Origin of the sequence: Erythrobacter sp. HI0063, assembly GCF_001635685.1 — a bacterium.
Taxonomy (GTDB): domain Bacteria; phylum Pseudomonadota; class Alphaproteobacteria; order Sphingomonadales; family Sphingomonadaceae; genus Qipengyuania.
In genome coordinates this window covers 1-19,623 of the sequence record NZ_LWFF01000330.1, presented here as the reverse complement: position 1 = coordinate 19,623, position 19,623 = coordinate 1, and the positions used below count along the sequence as shown (strand labels likewise).

Annotated in this window: 16 protein-coding genes; 12 read left to right on the top strand and 4 right to left on the bottom strand. The window is 63.9% G+C overall.

Going from position 1 to position 19,623, the window contains the following annotated elements:
• Positions 1–29: 29 nt before the first annotated feature.
• On the top strand, positions 30–863 hold the full coding sequence (locus tag A3736_RS13965; protein ID WP_067684192.1) for a glycerophosphoryl diester phosphodiesterase membrane domain-containing protein: 834 nt from the start codon (positions 30–32) through the stop codon (positions 861–863).
• Positions 864–878: 15 nt separating this feature from the next.
• Here the strand turns inward: A3736_RS13965 and A3736_RS13960 are convergent, their stop codons facing one another.
• Complete coding sequence (locus A3736_RS13960) at positions 879–1,472, bottom strand: class I SAM-dependent methyltransferase (protein WP_067684257.1); 594 nt, start codon at positions 1,470–1,472, stop codon at positions 879–881.
• Between the two features lie 222 nt (positions 1,473–1,694).
• Between A3736_RS13960 and A3736_RS13955 the strand changes: the two genes are divergently transcribed.
• The gene (locus A3736_RS13955) at positions 1,695–2,975 is read left to right on the top strand and encodes an MFS transporter (RefSeq protein ID WP_067684189.1); all 1,281 of its coding nucleotides are present in this window, start codon (positions 1,695–1,697) and stop codon (positions 2,973–2,975) included.
• Here the strand turns inward: A3736_RS13955 and arsC are convergent.
• Positions 2,972–3,316 carry an arsenate reductase (glutaredoxin) gene (arsC, locus tag A3736_RS13950; protein ID WP_067684187.1) on the bottom strand — a complete coding sequence of 115 codons (345 nt, stop codon included), beginning with the start codon at positions 3,314–3,316 and terminating at the stop codon, positions 2,972–2,974. The genes A3736_RS13955 and arsC overlap by 4 nt on opposite strands.
• A gap of 181 nt (positions 3,317–3,497) precedes the next feature.
• Between arsC and A3736_RS13945 the strand changes: the two genes are divergently transcribed.
• Entirely contained in the window at positions 3,498–5,597 is a 2,100-nt protein-coding gene (locus A3736_RS13945; protein WP_067684185.1) for a TonB-dependent siderophore receptor, read from the top strand.
• A gap of 15 nt (positions 5,598–5,612) precedes the next feature.
• Here the strand turns inward: A3736_RS13945 and A3736_RS13940 are convergent, their stop codons facing one another.
• Positions 5,613–6,155: a (2Fe-2S)-binding protein gene (locus A3736_RS13940; protein WP_067684182.1), complete on the bottom strand. Its 543-nt coding sequence runs from the start codon at positions 6,153–6,155 to the stop codon at positions 5,613–5,615.
• A gap of 104 nt (positions 6,156–6,259) precedes the next feature.
• Here A3736_RS13940 and A3736_RS13935 point away from each other — a divergent pair, with 104 nt between their 5' ends.
• The 9 genes from A3736_RS13935 (at position 6,260) to A3736_RS13895 (ending at position 18,086) form a co-directional block, all read left to right on the top strand.
• Entirely contained in the window at positions 6,260–7,633 is a 1,374-nt protein-coding gene (locus A3736_RS13935; protein ID WP_067684179.1) for an MATE family efflux transporter, read from the top strand.
• Positions 7,634–7,701: 68 nt separating this feature from the next.
• The gene (locus A3736_RS13930) at positions 7,702–10,083 is read left to right on the top strand and encodes a chemotaxis protein CheA (protein WP_067684175.1); all 2,382 of its coding nucleotides are present in this window, start codon (positions 7,702–7,704) and stop codon (positions 10,081–10,083) included.
• Complete coding sequence (locus A3736_RS13925; RefSeq protein WP_067684172.1) at positions 10,080–10,514, top strand: chemotaxis protein CheW; 435 nt, start codon at positions 10,080–10,082, stop codon at positions 10,512–10,514. Before A3736_RS13930 ends, A3736_RS13925 begins: the two co-directional genes overlap by 4 nt.
• Before the next feature lie 86 nt (positions 10,515–10,600).
• Positions 10,601–10,966 (top strand): PleD family two-component system response regulator, encoded by a 366-nt coding sequence (locus A3736_RS13920; protein WP_067684169.1) that lies wholly within the window; start codon positions 10,601–10,603, stop codon positions 10,964–10,966.
• Positions 10,967–10,987: 21 nt separating this feature from the next.
• On the top strand, positions 10,988–12,142 hold the full coding sequence (gene cheB, locus A3736_RS13915) for a chemotaxis-specific protein-glutamate methyltransferase CheB (RefSeq protein WP_233999395.1): 1,155 nt from the start codon (positions 10,988–10,990) through the stop codon (positions 12,140–12,142).
• A gap of 1 nt (position 12,143) precedes the next feature.
• Positions 12,144–13,007, top strand: coding sequence for a protein-glutamate O-methyltransferase CheR (locus A3736_RS13910; RefSeq protein WP_067684166.1), 864 nt, complete (start codon positions 12,144–12,146; stop codon positions 13,005–13,007).
• 204 nt (positions 13,008–13,211) lie between these two features.
• The gene (locus tag A3736_RS13905) at positions 13,212–14,753 is read left to right on the top strand and encodes a bifunctional diguanylate cyclase/phosphodiesterase (RefSeq protein ID WP_067684163.1); all 1,542 of its coding nucleotides are present in this window, start codon (positions 13,212–13,214) and stop codon (positions 14,751–14,753) included.
• Positions 14,750–16,603 carry a methyl-accepting chemotaxis protein gene (locus A3736_RS13900; RefSeq protein WP_156502137.1) on the top strand — a complete coding sequence of 618 codons (1,854 nt, stop codon included), beginning with the start codon at positions 14,750–14,752 and terminating at the stop codon, positions 16,601–16,603. The genes A3736_RS13905 and A3736_RS13900 overlap by 4 nt, the downstream gene beginning before the upstream one ends.
• 229 nt (positions 16,604–16,832) lie before the next feature.
• Positions 16,833–18,086, top strand: a complete 1,254-nt coding sequence (locus tag A3736_RS13895) for a methyl-accepting chemotaxis protein (protein ID WP_197465613.1) — start codon at positions 16,833–16,835, stop codon at positions 18,084–18,086.
• A 50-nt stretch (positions 18,087–18,136) separates the two neighbouring features.
• Here A3736_RS13895 and A3736_RS13890 read toward each other — a convergent pair.
• Positions 18,137–19,623 (bottom strand): amidohydrolase family protein (locus A3736_RS13890; protein ID WP_156502136.1); only part of this gene is annotated, 1,487 nt, incomplete at its 5' end.

Here is a 19,623-nt window from a genome sequence, read left to right as displayed (position 1 = left end):
AAGGGGAAACGCAAGCCTAAGGATATGGAATGAAACTCGACCTCAGCGCCGCATGGGATGGCGCGATGAAGATGCTGGCAGCCAATCGCGAGATGGTGCTGGTTTTGGCGGGCGTGTTCTTCTTCGTCCCGTATCTCGCCTTCGCGCTCTTTCTACCCGATCCGATGGGCCAGGCGGGCGCTTCCGGGGCGGAGCCCGACATGGATGCGGCGTCCGCAATGATCGTCGCATTCTATGCCGAATACTGGTGGGCGCTTCTGTTGCTCGCTCTGATCCAGGCGATCGGCTCGATCGCCCTGCTGGCGATACTCGGCGATCGCGATCGCCCGACCGTGGGAGATGCGATGGGGCGCGGCCTGCGATTCCTCCCGACCCAGATCGGAGCCCAGATCCTGACTGGATTCGCAATTCTTGCGCCGCCCACCATCGGAGTTGCTTTGGGCGCGGCAATCGGATCGGAAGGGATCGCCGGCCTGCTCGGGCTGCTGATGCTGCCGGTGACGCTCTATCTGCTGGTCAAATTCTCGATGAGTTCGCCAGCGATCGCGATCGAGCGGATCATGAATCCGATCACCGCGCTGGGTCGGTCGTGGCGCCTGACCAAGGGCAACAGCTTCCGGCTGTTCCTGTTCTATCTTCTGCTCGTCGCAGCCTTCACCGTGCTTTCGATGATCGCGACGCTCGTATTCGGCCTCGTCTTTGCGCTGGGCGGCGAGCATGTCGCTTTGATCGGGCAGGCGCTGATCTCTTCGCTCATCAATGTCGGCTTCGCCTGCGTCGCCTATGCGGTGCTCGCATCGCTGCACCGGTGCCTGTCGGGGCCCGCCGCTACCGCGACGGTGCCGACCACGCGGGAGGACTGAGCCGGGCGAGGCCGATCAGTCGTCGGCGCGCTTCCAGCCCCAGAACAGCTTGCAGGGCAGCACGTTCAGCGGTTCGAAACCGCTGTCGATGTGGCGGAAATGGCGCGCCATGAAATCGCGCGCCCGGTCCGAGAACTGATAGACCAGGAACGCTCCGCCGACGCGCAGCACCCGGTGCGTCGCCGCCGCGATGGCGGGGCCGACTCCGTCGGGCAGAGTCGAAAACGGCAGGCCCGAAAGCACGTAATCGGCGTGCTCGTACCCATGTGCCGCGACAATCTCCTCGACATCGGCGGCCGAGCCCAGCACCGCCTGGAAGCGGCTGTCGCGGATCGTCTTCTTCAGATAGTCGATATAAAGCGGATTGGTATCGATCACGATCAGCGCCCCGTCGCGCTTCAGCCGATCGAGCACGGGCTGGCAGAACGTGCCGACGCCCGGGCCGTATTCGACGAACAGATCGCATTCGTCCCACTTCACCGGCGCCAGCATCTTTTCGATGGTGAAGCGCGAGGATGGGATGATCGAACCGACCATCTTGGGATGCTGGAGAAAGCCGCGGAAGAACACGCCCCATTGGCCGAACAGCCGCGCGGCGCGCCGTTTCATATCGCCACGGGGAAGCGCGCGGGCTCCGGAATTGTCGCTCAAAGAATAGACCCTTATCGACGGTCGGGCACGGCCCGGTAGGCGCGCAGCGATACAGTTTCGATGCAGCATTGCAAGCATGGCCCGCCGGGCGTAGCGCCGCAAGCCATGTCCGAAAGCGATCGCGGCCCTTCCGCGGCTCCTCCTCCACCCGCCCTTCCCGGCTCCATCCCCAGGGGGCGGATGGCGCTGCTGTTCATGGTCATGCTGACGACGGCGGCAGGCAACACCGCGATGCAGTCGGTCATGCCCTCCATCGGCACCGCGCTGGGCATCGCGGACGTGTGGATCAGCCTCGCCTATAGCTGGTCGGCCCTGTTGTGGGTGGTCTGCGCCCCGTTCTGGGCGGGCCGGTCGGACCGCAGGGGCCGCAAGGCGATGATGGCGTTGGGCCTTACGGGCTTCGCAATCAGTTTCTCGCTGTGCGGATTGATGCTGTGGCTGGGCCTGTCGGGCTATCTGACCGCGTTCTGGGCGCTGATTCTGTGCGCTGCCGCGCGCAGCCTTTACGGCGGTTTCGGCAGCGCGGCGCCCCCTGCGGTGCAGGCCTATGTCGCCAGCCGCACACCGCGCGCCGAACGCACGCAGGCGCTGTCGCTGATCGCCTCGAGCTTCGGGCTGGGCACGGTGATCGGGCCTGCGCTCGCCCCGCTGATGGTGCTTCCGGGCGTCGGCCTGACCGGTCCCTTCGTGATCTTCGCCCTTATGGGCGTCGCCACGCTGATTGCCCTGCGCCTGCGCCTGCCGAACGACGAACCGCAATTCGCCGCCAAAGGAGGCATGTACGAAACGCCCTATTCCGGCAGCCCGACCGCCGATCCCGTCGAGACTTCGGAAGAGGACGAGGACGAGCCCTATGTCGAGCCGCATAAGCTTCGGTGGTTCGAAGCGCGCTTGCGCCCATGGGTCATAACCGGCCTGATCGGCGGGCATGCCCAGGCGATGGTATTGGGGATCGCAGGCTTTCTCGTGCTCGACCGGCTGGGCCTGCGCGCCACGCCGGACGAAGGGACGGGGCCGATCGGCCTGGTGCTGATGGCGGGCGCGATTGCCACGCTGCTGGCGCAATGGGGCCTGATCCCGCGCTTCAATCTGGGCCCGCGCGCCGCGACGCTGTCGGGCATCGCAATTGCCGCCTTCGGTGTCGCCATGCTGGCCGTGGCAGGCACGATCCACACCATCGCACTTGCCTTTGCGATCGCCTCGCTCGGTTTCGGCCTGTTCCGGCCCGGATCGACCTCGGGCACATCGCTGGCGGTGACGCGCGCCGAACAGGGGCAGGCGTCCGGAATCACCGCCTCGGTCGCAGGAGCGAGCTATATCTACGCGCCCGCGCTCGGCGTTTGGCTATACGGCCATTCGGACTGGCTGGGCTTCGGCCTGATCGTGGCGCTGTGCCTGATCGTGTTCGCTTACGGCTTCTTCGCCCTGCAACAGGACAGCGATCTGACCCGCAACCGTTAGAGGATTTCCAGCACCCGATCCTGCGGCCGGCACAGGCGCACGCCCTTTTCGGTTTCGACCAGCGGGCGTTCTATGAGGATCGGGTCGGCCACCATCGCGGCCAGCACCTCGTCGTCCGAAGCTTGGGGCAGGCCGCGTTCCTCGGCATCGGTACCGCGCAGTCGCAATCCCTCCTGCGGCGAGATCCCGGCATCCTTGTAAAGCTGCGCCAGCTTGGCGGCGGAGGGCGGTTCCTTCAGATATTCGATCACCATCAGTTCGACCTGCGACAGGTTTTCGAGGATCGTGAGCGTCTTGCGCGATGTGCCGCATTTCGGGTTGTGCCAGATCGTCGCGTTCATCGTGTCCTCCTTTAGCGAATGCGCGGTCGGTGTGCTCAGCCGCCTAATCGAGCCAGACGATCACTGAAAGAGCATTCAGCGAAGTTTTCCCGGGAGATTGACAAGACAGCACTTGCAAATGCGAATAGCTCTCAATAGCAGCACCGGCGATCGTTGCAGCTTACAGACGGGATATTCTTTCATGCGGCACTCCGCCCTTCGCTCCGCGCTCCTTCTCGGAACCGCACTCGCGGCATCGCCTGCCCTTGCAGACAGCGCAGACAGCGCGGACGCCGCAGCCCAGCCCGAGCGCACCTACCTCCCTGCCGAAATCGTCGTCAGCGGCAAGCGCGAAGGCTATGGCAATGAGGACGGATCGACCGCCACCAAGACTCCGACGCCGCTGATCGACGTTCCCCAGGGCGTAAGCTTCATCACCGAAGACCAGCTCGAAGATCAGTCGATCCGCCAGCTGAACGAGGCGCTGCGCTATGTCCCCGGCGTCAGCATGGAAAGCGGCGAAGGCCACCGCGACGAAGTGTTCATTCGCGGCCAGGAATCGACCGCCGATTTCTATATCGACGGCCTGCGCGACGACGCGCAATATTACCGCTCGCTCTACAATATCGAGCGAGTTGAAGTGCTGAAGGGCGCCAATGCCCTGATCTTCGGGCGTGGCGCGGGCGGCGGCGCGGTCAATCGCGTATCGAAGACCGCGATGCTCGGGCGTTCGGGTATCGGTGGCCAGGCTTCGGTCGACAATTTCGGCGCCTTCGCCATTCTGGCTGACGCGAACCAGCCGCTCGGCGACAATGTCGCGCTGCGCCTCAACGCGACGTACGAGGAATTCGACAACGATCGCGATTTCTACGAAGGCCGCTTCATCGGAGTCTCGCCGACGCTGACCGCCGCGCTCGGCCCGCAGACCCGCCTCTACGCGACCTACACCTATGACGACGATGCCCGCGTCACCGATCGCGGCGTCCCCTCCCTCGGCGGGCGCCCGCTGATGGGTTATGACGAGACCTTCTTCGGCGATCCCGACTTCAATCGCGCCAGCGCCGAAACGCATATCGGGCGGGTTCGCCTGACGCACGAATTCGCGCCCGGCCTGTCCGCCAACGCCACCGTGCAATACGCCGATTACGACAAGATCTACGCCAACATCGTCCCTTCCGGCACGAACGGCACCACCGTTTCCTTCGGCGGATACGAGGATGCGACCGATCGCGAGAATCTGATCGGCCAGGCTAATCTCGTATGGGAAACCGCAGGCGAAGGCTTCGAATCGACACTGTTGCTCGGCGTCGAGGCGGGCAGCCAGGATACGGTGAACGCGCGTCGGACAGTGTCCTTCGCGTCAGGCAACACTGCTCCGCTGGCCGATGTAATCGCCCTGCCTGCTTTCTCTCTCAACCCGGTTTCGCGCTCGCGCGACAGCCAGCTCGAAACGCTGTCCGCCTATGTGCAGGAACAGTTCGAAATCGGCGGCGTGGTCGAACTCGTCGCGGGGCTGCGCTATGATCGCTTCGATCTCGATACGCGAGACCTGATTTCGGGCGTTCCCGGCAATCGGGTGGACGAAAAGGTGAGCCCGCGCGCCGGGCTGATCGTGAAGCCGAGCGAGCGCGTGTCGGTCTATGCGAGCTATGCGGAAAGCTTCCTGCCGCAGGCCGGCGATCAATTCGTGATCCTGTCGCCCGGCGATGCGCGTTTCGATCCGGAGAAATTCACCAATTACGAGCTCGGCGTCAAAGTCGCGCCGATGAACGATCTGCTCGTCACCGCCGCGATCTTCCGGCTCGACCGCACCAAGACGCAGGCGCCCGATCCCAGCGGGTCCGGCCTGACCGTGCTGGCGGGCGAAAGCCGGGTGGAAGGGTTCGAACTGAGCGCGGTTGGCGAGATCGCGTCCTTCTGGCAGGCCAATATCGGCTACACCTATCTCGACGGCGAATTGCGCAACGACTCCGATTTCGGCACCGCAGGCGCGCGCCTGCAGCAACTGCCCAAGCACCAGATCGCGGCCTGGAACCGCTTCGACCTGACCGAGAAGTTCGGCGTGGGCCTGGGCGTAATTCACCAGTCCGAACAGTTCGCCAGCTTCAGCAACACGGTGGTTCTGCCGAGCTATTGGCGGGTCGATGCCGCCGCCTATGTGACGCTGACCGACCGGGTCGGCGTGCAGCTCAATATCGAAAACCTCTTCGACGAGGACTATTATCCGTCCGCGCACGGCAACAACAACATCCAGCCGGGCGATCCCTTCACCGCCCGGATCGGCGTGCGGTTCGAAATGTAGTCGGCGGGCTTCGCGCTAACGCTGTGGCGGCGTCAGCGCAGGCTCCTCCCGCGCCGCATCGGCGGCACCGATACCCGGAGGGGGCGCGGCAGTGACGCGTTCCTGACGGCGCGCGACGCGCCCGGCCCGCTCCACCGCTCGGACCAGGCGCGGATAGATGCCGCAGCGGCAGATATTGGGTATGGCGGCCTTGATCGCCGCCTCGTCCGGCGCGGGATTATCGGCGAGTAGCGCGGCGGCGGCCATGACGATGCCGGGTGTGCAGAAACCGCACTGGATCGCCTGTTCCGCGACCATCGCCTGCTGCACCGGGTGCGAGCGATCGCGCGACAGCCCCTCGATCGTGGTGACGAAGCGGCCTTCCGCCTCGGCGATCGTAATCAGGCAGGCGCGCAGCGCCTCGCCATCGACATGCACCATGCAGGCGCCGCAATCGCCATTGCCGCAGCCATATTTCGTGCCCGTCAAATTGGACGCGTCGCGCAGCGCCCATAAGAGGGGCGTTTCCGCATCCATTAGATATTCGACCGGTCGGCCGTTCACCGTCATTCGGGACACGCCGCGCTCCTCGTCCTGTAACCTCTCGGCCTTTCGCACGGCGCGCCATGATCGGGCAAGATCGCCGCTTCCCTATCTCTCACACCCCGGCTAGGCGCCCTTCGATGAAAGATAGGCCCCAAGACACGCGCGGCAAGCTGACGCGCGGCAGCATTCGGGGCCATCTCGTCACCCAGACCACCCCAATGATTATCGGCGTCGCGGCGATCATGTCGATCGGGCTGGTCGATGCCTATTTCATCGGCCAGCTCGGCCGGACCGAACTGGCGGCGATTTCCTTCATCTTTCCCATCAGCGTTGCGCTCACCAGCATGGGCGTGGGGGTGATGGTGGGCATCAATTCGGTCGTCGCGCGTGCGCTCGGCGAAGGGGATTGGGACAAGGCGGCGCGGCGGGCCAATTTCGGCATGGTCTTCGCGGTCACGGTCGGCGTGGTCCTGGGGCTGACACTGTTCGCGCTGCTCGATCCGCTATTCGCGCTGATGAATGCGGACGCAGCGACGCTGCCCTTCATCCGCACTTATATGCAGCCCTTCGCTCTCGGCTTTCCGCTGCTGATGACGATCATGGGGATCAACGGCACGCTGCGGGGCCAGGGCGAGGCGCGCAAGACCAGTTACATCTCGATCTGCTACGCGGCGGCGAACTGGGTGCTCGATCCGATCCTGATTACCGGGGCTTTCGGTATCGAGGGGCTCGGCATCGTCGGCGCGGCCTATGCCACGCTGATCGGCTGGGCCATCGCCATTGTGCTGGGCCTCTATCTGATCCGCAAGACCGACCTTCCCCTCAATCCCGCTCTCATTCGCGAAGGCCGCATCGGCGCGCCGCTCGCCGCGATCGCGCGCGTGGCGGCACCTGCGGCGTTCTCCAATTCCATCAATCCGATCGGCCTTTCGGTGCTCACCGCGCTCGTCGCGATCGAGGGGCAGGCGGCAGTGGCGGGCTTCGGTGCGGCGGGCCGATTGCAGAGCTTCGCCACCGTCCCCCTGCTCGCTCTGTCGGGATCGATCGGAGCCATCGTCGGCCAGAATTGGGGCGCATCGCAATTTGACCGCGCGCGGCGCGCCGTCCGCTACGCCTTCGGCTTCTGCGTGGCTTACGGCCTTGCCATTGCCCTCGTCCTTTTCGGATTCGGCGAACGTTTCGCCGGTCTGTTCAGCGACGATCCGGCGGTCGTCGCCCAGTTCGATGCCTATTTGAAGATCGCGGTGTGGGGCTATGCCGGGTTCGGCCTGCTGATAACCGCCAACGGTGTCCTGAACGCAGTCGACAAGGCAAGCCTCGCATTGCTCCAGAGCTTCGCGCGTGTCTTCCTCGTCATGATGCCTTTTGCCTGGCTGCTGCGCGGATCGTGGGGCGCCGATGCGATTTACGCGGCAGAACTCGTGGCCAATCTGGCTGGCGGCGCGCTCGGTGCCTTCATCGTGTGGCGCGTGCTGCGCGCCAAGGGCGAGAGCGGCGCCAAAGCGGACTGAGCACCCTTACGCTTCGTTAACCATCGACAGGCATAGAGGCAGCCCTACCAAGAGGGGCTTGCTGCGCAATGGACGATCTTCTGGCGGACTTCGTCGCCGAAACCCGCGAAATGCTGGAGGCCAGCGGCGGCGAAATCGTCGCCTGGGAGGCCGATCCCAGCGATCGCGCGCGCCTCGATGCGATCTTCCGCTTCGTCCACACGGTGAAGGGCAATTGCGGATTCTTCGATTTTCCGCGCCTCGAACGGCTGAGCCATGCCGCCGAAGATGCGCTGGCCGAAGTGCGCGGCGAGCGACGCCAGGCCGACAGCGCGCTGGTTTCCGCCGTGCTCGCCATCATCGACCGGATCGGCGAGATGACCGATGCGATCGAAGCCGGGCGGGAGTTTCCCGAAGGCGGCGACGATGCGCTGATCGCGGCACTGGAATATGACGATAGCGAGCCGATGTCGTCATCCGCTCCTCTTGGCACGACTGCCGAAGACGGCGCCGCATCGGATCGCCCCGCGGCCGCCCGTCCGCAAACCGTTCAGCGCTCGATCCGCCTTCCCGTCGATCTTCTGGACGAGGTCATGAAAGGCGTGTCCGACCTCGTCCTGGCGCGCAACGATTTGGCGCGACGCCTGCGCGAAAGCGACAGACAATCGACGCTCGAGCAGCCATTCGAGAGGCTTTCCGCCCTCCTTACCGGCGTACGCGAATCCACGACCCGGATGCGCATGCAGCGTCTGGAACATCTCTTCAGCTCCTTCCCCCGCCTGGTGCGCGACCTTTCCAACGAGCTGGGCAAGCAGGTGATGGTCGATTTCGAAGGCAGCGATGTCGAGCTCGATCGCGAAATGCTCGAAATGGTGCGCGATCCGCTCACTCATATCGTTCGCAACGCCATCGACCACGGGATCGAGAAACCGGTCGAACGCATGATGGCCGGCAAACGCGAGATCGGCATGCTGCGTTTTGCCGCCCGTCAGTCCGGCAACCAGATTTCGCTGGTGATTTCAGACGATGGCAATGGGATCGACACCGATCGCCTGGCCGCCAAGGCCCTGGCTGCCGGCCTTCGCACGGCCGACGAGATCGAAGCCATGGACGAGCGCGCCAAGCTCGACCTCATATTCGAACCCGGCCTATCCACCGCCGACGAAGTGAGTTCGGTTTCGGGTCGCGGCGTTGGGATGGACGTCGTGCGCGCCAACATCCTCAAGGTCGGCGGATCGATCGACGTTTCGAGCACGCCGCAAAACGGCACGTCCTTTTATCTCAAATTGCCTCTGACGCTTTCGATCATGTCGTCGCTCACGGTGGAAACGCGCGGGCAGATCTTTGCCCTTCCCCGTTCCTTCGTCGACGAGATCGTGTTCGCGCGCACGCACGAGGCGGAACTTGTCCGCGCAGGCGAAAGCCAGCTGCTGACTTATCGGGATAAGCGCATTCCCTGCATCGCGCTTGAAGAAGTACTGTTCGGGCCATCGGCGGAGCCGCTGGACTGGAGCCGCAAGAAGATGCTCGTCATCCGGCTTGCGAGCGACGATGTGTTCGCTCTGGGAGTGGATCAGGTGATCGATCACGAGGACGTGGTGATCAAGCCGATCGCGCCCGTGATCGTCCAAACCGGCCTCTATGCCGGCACCACCCTGCTTGACGATGGGCGACCGATGATGCTGCTCGACATGCCCAGCATCGCTGCCATGCACGGGCTGGTCGCGGAAACGCGCGGCCGTTCGCGCTCCGATCGCGAGGAGGGGGATGTCGCCGAGACCGCTCCCAGCTTCTGTGCCATGCTGTATCGCGGCTTGGATGGACGCCAGCGGGCCGTGCGCCTCGATCTGGTGCGCCGCATCGAAACGATCGCCCGCAGCGCCATCGATATCGAAGGCGGTCGCGCGCAGATCGTAATCGATGATACTCTCGTCCCCCTGGTCGGCCACGAAGCGGGCGAGCTTCCGCCATCGGAATGCCGCCTGCTTCGCCTTTCCGATGGGCATGGCGAGCTGGCGCTGATCGTCACCGAAGTCCTTGACGCGATCGACCTGCCGCAGGAGCTGCGCTCAGCCGAGGGCAATCCCGACTACGAAGGCATCGCTTTGGTGGATGGGCAGCCGATCCCCTTGATCGACGGGCACCGCCTGTTCGCCCGTCACGACCGGCCCGTGAAAGACTGCGCGCAGCCGACATGCCGCTTGCCCCATGATAGCGAATGGGCCCGCACAATTCTCGAACCTCTCGTCGTTGCCGCAGGCTATACCGTGCTGCGCGATGGGGACCAGCGGAGCGATGTCCGCATTCTGATCGACGAGGATCCATCCGCACAGCAAGACGCCGACGCCGCGCTCATTCATCTTCGCAGCAGCCGCGAAGCGAGGGGCGCTGAAGACAATTCGATCTATCGTTACGATCGCGAAGCGCTGCTGAAAGCGCTTGCGAGCCTGCGTCGGGAGAACGCTGCATGAAACGCTTGATGCTCCTCTGCACGATCGCGGGCCGAAAGGCTGCCATACCCACACAGGACGTCAGCTCGGTGATCGAGATCGAAGCCATCGCCCCCGTTCCGGGCACCCCGCCCCATGTCGCGGGGCTGACCGCTCTTCGCAGCCAGGCCCTGACCGTGATCGATTGCCGGGTTGCGATGGGCTTCGAGAGCGCGGGCGATCCGGTCGGCAGCCGTGCCGCCGTGATCCAGCAGGATGGCCACCTCTATGCCCTGGTGGTCGACGATGCATCCGATGTCGAAGAGGTCGAGAGCGAGGTGGAGCATATCCGCGGCGGCTTCGGCCCACAATGGGAAAGAGCGGCGCTGGGTCTGGTGGAGACGCCCGGCGGCCCGGTCGTCGTTCTCGACGTTCCCGCGCTGCTCGGCCTTCGCCAATCCGAGGCGGCTTAAGGCAATGGTTACGGTTGGTTGTTACTAAGAAGGCTCAAGACGAGAATATCCAATGGCAAACACATGGAAACGCAAGGGCGCCTGAAATGAGAACCTGTCTGGTCGTGGACGATTCGCGCGTGATCCGCAAAGTCTCGCGGCATATTCTCGAATCGCTCGATTTCACCGTCGAAGAGGCGGAGAACGGCAAGCTCGGCCTCGATAAATGCGTCGAAGCGATGCCCGATGTGATCCTGCTCGACTGGAACATGCCGGTGATGACGGGGATCGAATTCATCGTCCATCTGCGCCAAGTGCCCGGCGGCGACAAGCCCAAGGTCGTGTTCTGCACGACCGAGAACGACGTCGCCCATATCCGCGAAGCCATCAGCGCCGGTGCGGACGAATACGTCATGAAGCCCTTCGATCACGAAACTCTGCAGATAAAGCTTCAGCTCGTCGGCATGGCCTGACCGTAGCCTAGAGGAATCGCCATGGCCTCCGTAATACCCACCAGCCAGTCCAGCCTTTCCCGCGCGACGCCTTCGCCCAAACGCGTGACCGACGATATGGTGCGCGTCATGCTGGTCGACGATTCGCTGACCGTGCGGACCGTCTTTTCCCGCATGATCCAGCGCGAAGACGATCTCGCGGTCGTCGCCGAAGCGGGCACGGCGGAAAAGGCGCTTTTCGCCCTTCGCAGCACCGAGGTGGACGTGATCCTCCTCGACCTCGAAATGCCCGGCATGGGCGGATTGGAAGCGCTCCCCAAGCTGCTCGAAGCCGCCAAGGGCGCGCACGTTCTCGTCGTGTCGTCCCTGACCGAAGATGGGGCGGAACACACTCTCACCGCTCTGTCTATCGGCGCGGCCGATACGATGCTGAAGCCGCGCCCGGGTGGTTTCAACGACGATTATCGCGATGCGCTGCTGACGAAGATACGGGCGCTGGGCGGCCGCGATGTCAGCACCGAAACGCTTTCGCCGCGTACCGATCCGGCACCCGCCGCGCGACCGATCCCGGCGAAGGCGCGCGAAGCGCTGCCTCCCCATGTCGTCGCGATCGGTGCCTCCACGGGAGGGATCCATGCGCTCAACCTGTTCCTGCGGCAGCTGCCGCACGATTTTGACCTGCCGATCCTGATCACGCAGCATCTGCCGGAAAGCTTTGTTCCAGTGTTCGCACGGCAGATGGAGCTCGCGGCTGGACGCGAGGCGGTTCTGGCGGAAGAGGGAACGGCAATCCGTCGCGGTCGCATCGTGATCGCTCCGGGAACGGCGCATATGATCGTCAAGCGGATCGGCCCGGCCTCGGCATCGTGCAGCGGCGTGGTGACGGCACTGGCGCATCATCGCACCGCCAATGGCTGCCTTCCCTCCGTCGATCCGATGTTCGAAAGCATTGCCGAGGTTTATGAGGGACACGTGGCCGCAGTTCTGCTGTCGGGCATGGGCCGTGACGGTACGAGCGGCGCCGAAGCGATCGCCCGGTCCGGTGGCAGCCTCTATGCCCAGGACGAGGCGAGCTGCGCGGTTTGGGGCATGCCCCGCGCCATAACCGAAGCCGGTCTGGCGCGCGCCGTGGCCGAACCCGCAAAGCTCGCCGACGCAGTCGCTCAGTCGGCTCGTGCGCCTGCCGAGCAGAGCTGACATGACCGCCATCGACGCATCCCATCGGATCGTCGCGGACCTCTTGCGGGCGCGTACCGGCCAGCATCTTTCGGACGAGCGCATGTGGCGGGTTCCCTCCGCACTGGCTGGCCTGTTTCGGGCGCGGCGCATTTCCAATGTCGATCAGCTCGTCTGCTTGCTTGCGGAACCCGACTCAGGCGATCTCGCCACCGAGGTCGTCGACGCCCTTCTCAACAACGAGACCTATTTCTTCCGCGACGGCGCCTTCTTCGAACGGCTCTCGAACACGGTCCTTCCGACATTGTTCGAACGGCGTCGCAAGACGAAGCGCATCGCCATCTGGTCGGCCGGCTGTTCGACAGGTCAGGAAGCGCTCTCGCTCGCCATGTTGTTCGCCGACGATCCGGAGCGCTGGCGCGACTGGAAAATCGAGATCGTCGGCACCGATATCTCGACCAAGGCCATCGCCAAAGCGAACAAGGGCCTTTACTCGCAATTCGAAATTCAGCGCGGCATCGACGTACATCGGATGCTGAGGCATTTCGACGAAGGTGCGAACGGGTGGCAGGCGAAATCCGAGCTGCGGGCGCTTACGCGGTTCCAGCAAGCCAACATCCTTGCCGCCCCTCCTTTGGTACACGGTTTCGATCTTGTCCTGTGCCGTAACGTTCTGCTGTATTTCGATGCCGCGACGCGCGCCGAGGCGTTCAAGTGCCTGGCCCGGGGCATGGCACAGGATGGCTGGCTGATGATGGGATCCGGCGAGACAACCATCGGACAGACCGCTCTTTTCGAATCATCGGACGAGGGAGCGAACCTTTATCGTCATTGCGGGGGCGAGCTTTCTTTCAAGGAGCACACCCGTGAAGCGCTGGTCGGCTGACGGGAACGCATCCCAGCCATTTCGCCAACCTGTCGCAAAGCGCTCTTCGGTCTTCCGATCGGACGGTAAATTGCGGCTTAACCTCTTTTTAGCGCCTGACGTTCTAGGGGAATCGATAGCCGTCTTTTGCGGTTGTGCCAGGCGAGGAACCAAGTGAGCAGATCGCAGACCAGGTCCAGGGCCGCGATGGCGAGGGGAGCGGCAGTGCATCGCCCCATCATCTCGATCGTGCCCCTCGCCCTGATCGCTTCGCTGGCGATTGCGACCGCTCTGGCATATGGTTTCGCAATGCATTTTACGCCCGGTGCGGGCCTGCCTGGCTGGATGTTGCTGGCAGGAGGTATCGCGCAGGCATTGATATTGGCCGCCCTGATCCCGCTTACGCTCAGGCATGCCCGCAATTTCGAACTGCTCGCCAAACGCGATGCGCTGACCGGCCTTCCCAATCGCGCCGGGCTGCACGCCGAATTCGCCCAGATAGCCGCTCTTGCGGATGGACAGGAAGAGATCGCGCTCGCCCTCATAGATCTGGATGGGTTCATGGCGATCAATGATCGCCACGGGCACTCGATGGGCGACAAGGCAATCTGCGAGACCGCGAAGATTCTCGTCGATCTATGCGGCGAGGAAGCCCGAATCTATCGCCTCGGGGGAGACGAGTTCGCACTTGCCAAGGCCGGCCCCCTCGCCGCGACGCTTCTGGAAGGAATGGCGCGCAAGATCATCGAACGCTTGTCGAAGCCGCTTTGCGTCGATGGCACGCGCCTGACCGTCGGCGCCAGTATCGGTCTTGCGCGCATGAGCGCATCTGACGATGCGTCCAGCTCGGAAATGCTTCGCCGCGCCGATGTTGCGATGTACGAATCCAAGCGCGGCGGGAAGGCGCGCTGCACCTGGTTCGATACGCAATCCGACGTGTACCGCGAAGCGACCCGAGTCATGGAAGAGGAATTGCGCGGCGCTCTGGCGCGCGAACAGTTCCGCCTGCATTATCAGCCGCTGGTCGATTGCGGCACGCAGCGGATCGTCGGCGTCGAGGCGCTGCTACGCTGGAACCGCCCCGATGGAGCCCAAATCCCGACCGGTCAATTCGTCGCCGTCGCCGAACAGTCGGGGCTGATCGATCCGCTCGGCCTTTGGGTGCTGCGCCGGGCCTGTGTCGATGCACTCGACTGGAACGGCATCAAACTGTCCGTGAACCTCTCGCCGGTACAGCTGAAAAATCCGGAATTCCCGATCCAGCTCGGCCACATCCTCGAAGAAACCGGCTTCGCGCCGGAGCGGCTGGAACTGGAGATCACGGAGAATTGCCTCGTGGTCAATCCACTGATCGCGGAACGCTGCCTGGCTATGATCCATGGGTTCGGCGTTAATATCGTGCTCGACGATTTCGGCACCGGTTACGCCTCGATCGGGTTCCTGCGCCGCTTCCGCTTCGAAAAGCTGAAGATCGACCGCAGCCTCGTCACCCAGGCGGATACCGATGATGCCAGCCGGGCCATGATGCTGTCTTCGATTACCGTCGCGCGGGCCATGAAGATGGATGTGACGGCGGAAGGCGTCGAAACCCTGGAGCAGGCCGAGATGGTACGCGCTGCGGGCTGCGATCAGATCCAGGGCTGGCTTTATTTCAAGGCCATGCCCGCCGAAGCGATCCCGCAGCATCTCGACAGAGTCGCACAGATCACGCCCCCCGCCCGTTCCGAACCCGAACCGATCGGTTCTCTCGAAAGCAAGGTTGCATGAGCGCTTTAATGGACATGGTCGGCAATCCGATACCGGAAGAAGAAGTCTCTCCTCCGCAAGAGCTCGCCACCGATTTCGGGCATGCAACGCGCAGTGGGCCTTTCGCCCGTTTCAAGGACGCCCTGGACGAGCGGTACCGGCGACTGACGGTTGCGCAGAAGATCGGCCAGCTGACCCTGGCCAGCGCTGCCGCCATCATGCTGACCATCGCCATGATGGTCGTTGCAGCGACCGTCGCCCTCGACATGCGCGACAGCCGAACGGCGTTCTCCGCCACCCATGTAGCCGCGATCGAGATCGAAAGAAGCGTCGAACAGGCGCGGCTATACGGTCAGCGTTTCGCGATCAGCGGTTCGCCCGAAGACATGGGGCGCGCCCGGACCGCCCTGGATGGCGCAGAAGAGGATCTCGTCATAGTGCGTGAGGTCGCCGAACGTTACGGCAGCGGCCAGATCTCCGCGATCGCCGATCTGACCGACCATATCGAGAGATACAAAGGCGAGCTGTCGGCTCTGGAAGCGGCATATGATCGCGATGGAACGGGCAATCTGACCCAAGCGCGCGCAGAAGACATTTTCAGGAGCGGCGAAGGTCTTATCGCCGAAGCGCAAACAATTCGCGATGCCCTGACCGCCCAGATGCACCAGTTGGACGGCCAATCCGCCGCCGTCATCAATTGGCTTGCAATCGGTTTTGTCGTCATCGTCGCCTTAGCGTTCGGTCTGATTTTCACAACGTCGCGTACAGTCACCAAGGACATGTCCGGCGCACTGACACGCCTGACCCAGACCGGCCTCGAATTGTCGAAGGGCAATCTGACGGTCTCGATACCGGGATTGCACCGCAAGGATGAAATCGGCCAGATGGCCCGATCGATGAAGCTATTCGCTCGCGCGGCGCGGAAGTTCGAAGTCGCGAAGCAGAAGGAAGCAGAACGCGCCAAGCTGCAACTTGCCGAACGCGCCGACCTGGAGCGCGAGCGTGAAGAGGCTCGTGCGCAGAAGGAAAAGGCGCTGCTCGACCTTGCGAAGACCTTCGAGGCCACGGTCGGCCAAGTGGTCGGCAGTGTAGCTGCTGCCGTCGGGCAGTTGCAGACGACCGCCGATCACATGGCGAACGCCGCCGACCGATCGACCGATCGGACCGGAAAGGTCGTGGGCGAAATGGATCGCGCCGCCAACGGAGTCGTCGCCGCTGCCGCAGCGTCCGATGAATTCGCGCTCTCCATCGGCGAGATCGGACGTCAGGCCGGCCAGTCGGCCGAACTCGCCCGCACTGCCGCTCGCGCCGCAGAACAGGCGGACGGAACCATCTCGAACCTGTCCGTCTCCGCGAACGAGGTCGGCCAGGTCGTCGAGCTCATTCAATCGATCGCACGACGCACCAATCTGCTTGCACTCAACGCATCGATAGAAGCGGCCCGCGGAGGCGAGGCCGGGCGTGGATTTGCCGTGGTCGCGAGCGAAGTGAAGGAACTCGCCTCGCAGACCAGTCGTGCAACCCAGAGTATCGCCGATCAGATCCGCGCGATGCAGGACAGCACCACTGCCAGCGTCGCCGCCCTGCGATCAATCGCCGGGCAAATTTCCCAGATGGAAACCAGCGCGGTTTCCATCGCCACTGCGGTCGATCAACAGACTCTCGCCGGGCAGGAACTGGCGCGCAATATCGACATCGCCGCTCGAGGTACCGATGCCGTGTCCGGCCTGGTCGGCGAGGTTCGCGAAACTTCGCTGGCGACCGGCAACGCGGCCGCGCAGGTTCTCGCTTCGGCCAACGAACTGGAAGGCCAGGCCAACATGCTGCGCGGCAAGGTCGATCACTTCCTGGCACAGGTGCGCGCCGGATAGGAAATCTTAACCCAGCCGATTTAGTAAAATACGTAAATCGGCTTGGAGAGATATGTTCATGAACGCGTATTCGACAGTGCATCTCTCCGCCCAATCTCCCGAAGACGCTCTGCAAACAAGCATCGATCCAAGCTTGCAGTCGGATTGTCTGCAAGGCCAAGAGTCCGCGCTTTCCTCGTGGTTCTTGCGAAAGTCTCTGATTGGACAGGCGCGCATAGCAGCGCTTTTCATGGTGGCCGGGCTGGTGATCGTCGCCGGCATCGATCTGCTCGCGCTCAACTTCCCTTCGATGGCTACGGTCGCCCAGCCGCTAATCCTGATCGTAGCTGCAATCTGCTGTATTCTGGGATTCGTGGCCCTGCGTTTCATCGAACGGCGGATCATCGAACCCTTGGAAGACCTTTCGAGCGATCTTGCCCGAATGGCCGCAGGCGAGGCGGACGTCCGGCCCTGGCATACTGGACGGGCCGACATTATCGGCGACATCGCGCGATCGCTGGAAGCCTTTCGCGTCTCGCGCGAACAGCTGGACCAGCTGATCGAAGCGCGCGCCCGATCGGATGCCGAGCGCGAGAGCGAACGCATCGAGGCAGACGCGCTCGCCGAACGCATTCGGCAGGAAACGATCGACGGATTACTGCTCCAATTCCAGTCCTCCATCGGCCACGTCGTGCAGGGGGTCGCCTCCGCATCTTCCCAATTGCAATCGACCGCGCGCGAAATGGCCGAAACTCTCGACGAGACCATTCTTCACACCGATCAGGTCGCCCAATCGATGACCAACTCCCGCAGCGGAACCACTGCCGCCGCGGCCGCATCGGACGAATTTGCGATGTCGATCGGCGAGATCAGTCGCCAGGCGGCCAGTTCCGCCGATCTGGCTCGCGAGGCGAGCCTTGCGGCAGGGCAAGCGGACCAGACCGTTTCGAACCTGCTGTCGTCCGCCGATCAGATCGGCCAGATCGTCGAGCTGATCCAGACGATCGCGCGCCGCACCAATCTGCTCGCCCTCAACGCGTCGATCGAGGCGGCGCGCGGCGGCGAGGCGGGACGCGGTTTTGCCGTGGTGGCGAGCGAGGTCAAGGAACTGGCCTCGCAAACGAGCCGCGCGACGGAAGATGTCGCTGCCCAAATTCGCGAAATGCAGGATTCGACCGGCGAAAGCGTGGCAGCGCTGCGAACGATCAACGGTCAGATCAAGCAGCTGGAATCTAGCGCGGTCTCGATCGCGACGGCGGTCGATCAGCAGACGCTCGCAGGCCAGGATCTGGCGCGCAGCATCGATCTGGCGGCGCGCGGTGCGGACGAGACATGCGACCATATCGAGCGCGTCCGCGCTACCGCCGCCGCCCATGGCAGCGCTGCGGGCCAGGTTCTGAACTCGGCCACCGAGCTGGAAAGCCAGGCGAGCACGCTGACCAGCAAGGTGGATGGCCTGATCGCCCAAATCAGAGCGAGCGAGGGGAAGCGGGCCGCAGCCTAGGCGTTCCCCTCAGCCGTCCCCCTTCGCCCGTTACTCTTCGACCGAAACTATCACTCCCACCAGTAGGGCAGGCGGCGCGCATCGCCGGTGACGACTTCGTTCATGGTGCGCGCATCGTAGAGCCGCCCGCCCAGCATGACGCGTTCGATATCGTCCGAATTGCGGATATTTGCGCTGGGATCGGCGGTGAGGATCACGAGATCCGCCAGCTTGCCGACTTCGAGCGAACCGATATCGCGGTCCATGCCGAGCGAGCGCGCGGATTCGATCGTACCCGCGCGCAGCGACTGCACCGGGCTCATCCCTCCGCGCACGAAGCTCCACAATTCCCAATGCGCCGCGATGCCCGATTGCTGGCCATGCGCCCCGATCGAGACCTTCACGCCGCGTTCGGCCAGTTTCTTGGCCTCACGCGCGGCGTTGTCGTCCACGAAGGCCCATTCCGGCGCTTTGGTCCGCCGTGCGGTTTCCGCCAGCAGCATGCGCGGCGGCGTGTGGACCAATAGCGGATTGTCGAACACGTCGGTCGCCTGCCGCCAGTAGGGATCGGCCGCAAGCCCGCCATAGGTGACGACCAGCGTCGGCGTGTAATTGGTCTGGCTCTGGCCGAAGAATTGCAGCACGTCATCATACATCACGTCGACCGGGATGTTGTGCTCCAGCGTGGAATTGCCGTCCGCGACGAGATTCAAATCCATTCCGAACAGCGATCCGCCTTCGGCCACCACCAGCATGTTTTCCGCCCGCGCGGCGGCGACGACCTGCTGGCGCTGTTCGCGGCGCGGCTGGTTGTAGTTCTTGACCGAGATTCCGCCCTGCGCCTTGATCCGGCGCACATGGGCCAGCGCGTCCTCGTATCCGTCGATGCGGGCATAGACGCTGGGCGCCTTGGCCCCGTAAATGATCTCGCCGGTCGAGAAGATGCGCGGGGCAAGCAGCGTGCCCGCCCTCTGGCGCTCCGCCGCGGCGAAGATCGAGCTGGCGCTGGATGACGGATCGTGGATCGTCGTCACGCCCATGGCCAGTTCCTGCACTGTGGACCAGTTCTGCTGCGGCACCAGATCGCCGACGCCCTGGGGGCCGTGGGCATGCGCATCGACAAGGCCGGGCATGATGACCCGTCCTGTGGCATCGACGGTCCGCGCGCCCGAAGGGACCGGCGTGCTCGCCGCCGGGCCGATCGCCGCGATCCGGTCGCCCTCGATCACGATGGTGCCGTTCTCGATGACGCCCGCCTGATCGCCGGTCATCGTCAGGATACGCGCGCCGGTGATCGCCACCGTGCCGGTCGGCTTGTCGGCACGCACCGTGCGGGCGAGCGAGATGCCGGTTTCGGGCGGAACGAAGCTCTGCGCATTTTCAGGCGCGGGCGCCTTGCGGAACATCGCGGCGGTGGTGGCGCGATACATCGTCGGCCCCATCGACCAGTAGACGGTCGATCCGTTATCGGCCCACCCGATATAGTCCGCCCCGCCCTTGCTGGCCTTGACCACGGGCAGCGAGCTTGCCTTTTCGCCCACCGTCACTGCCTGGCCGC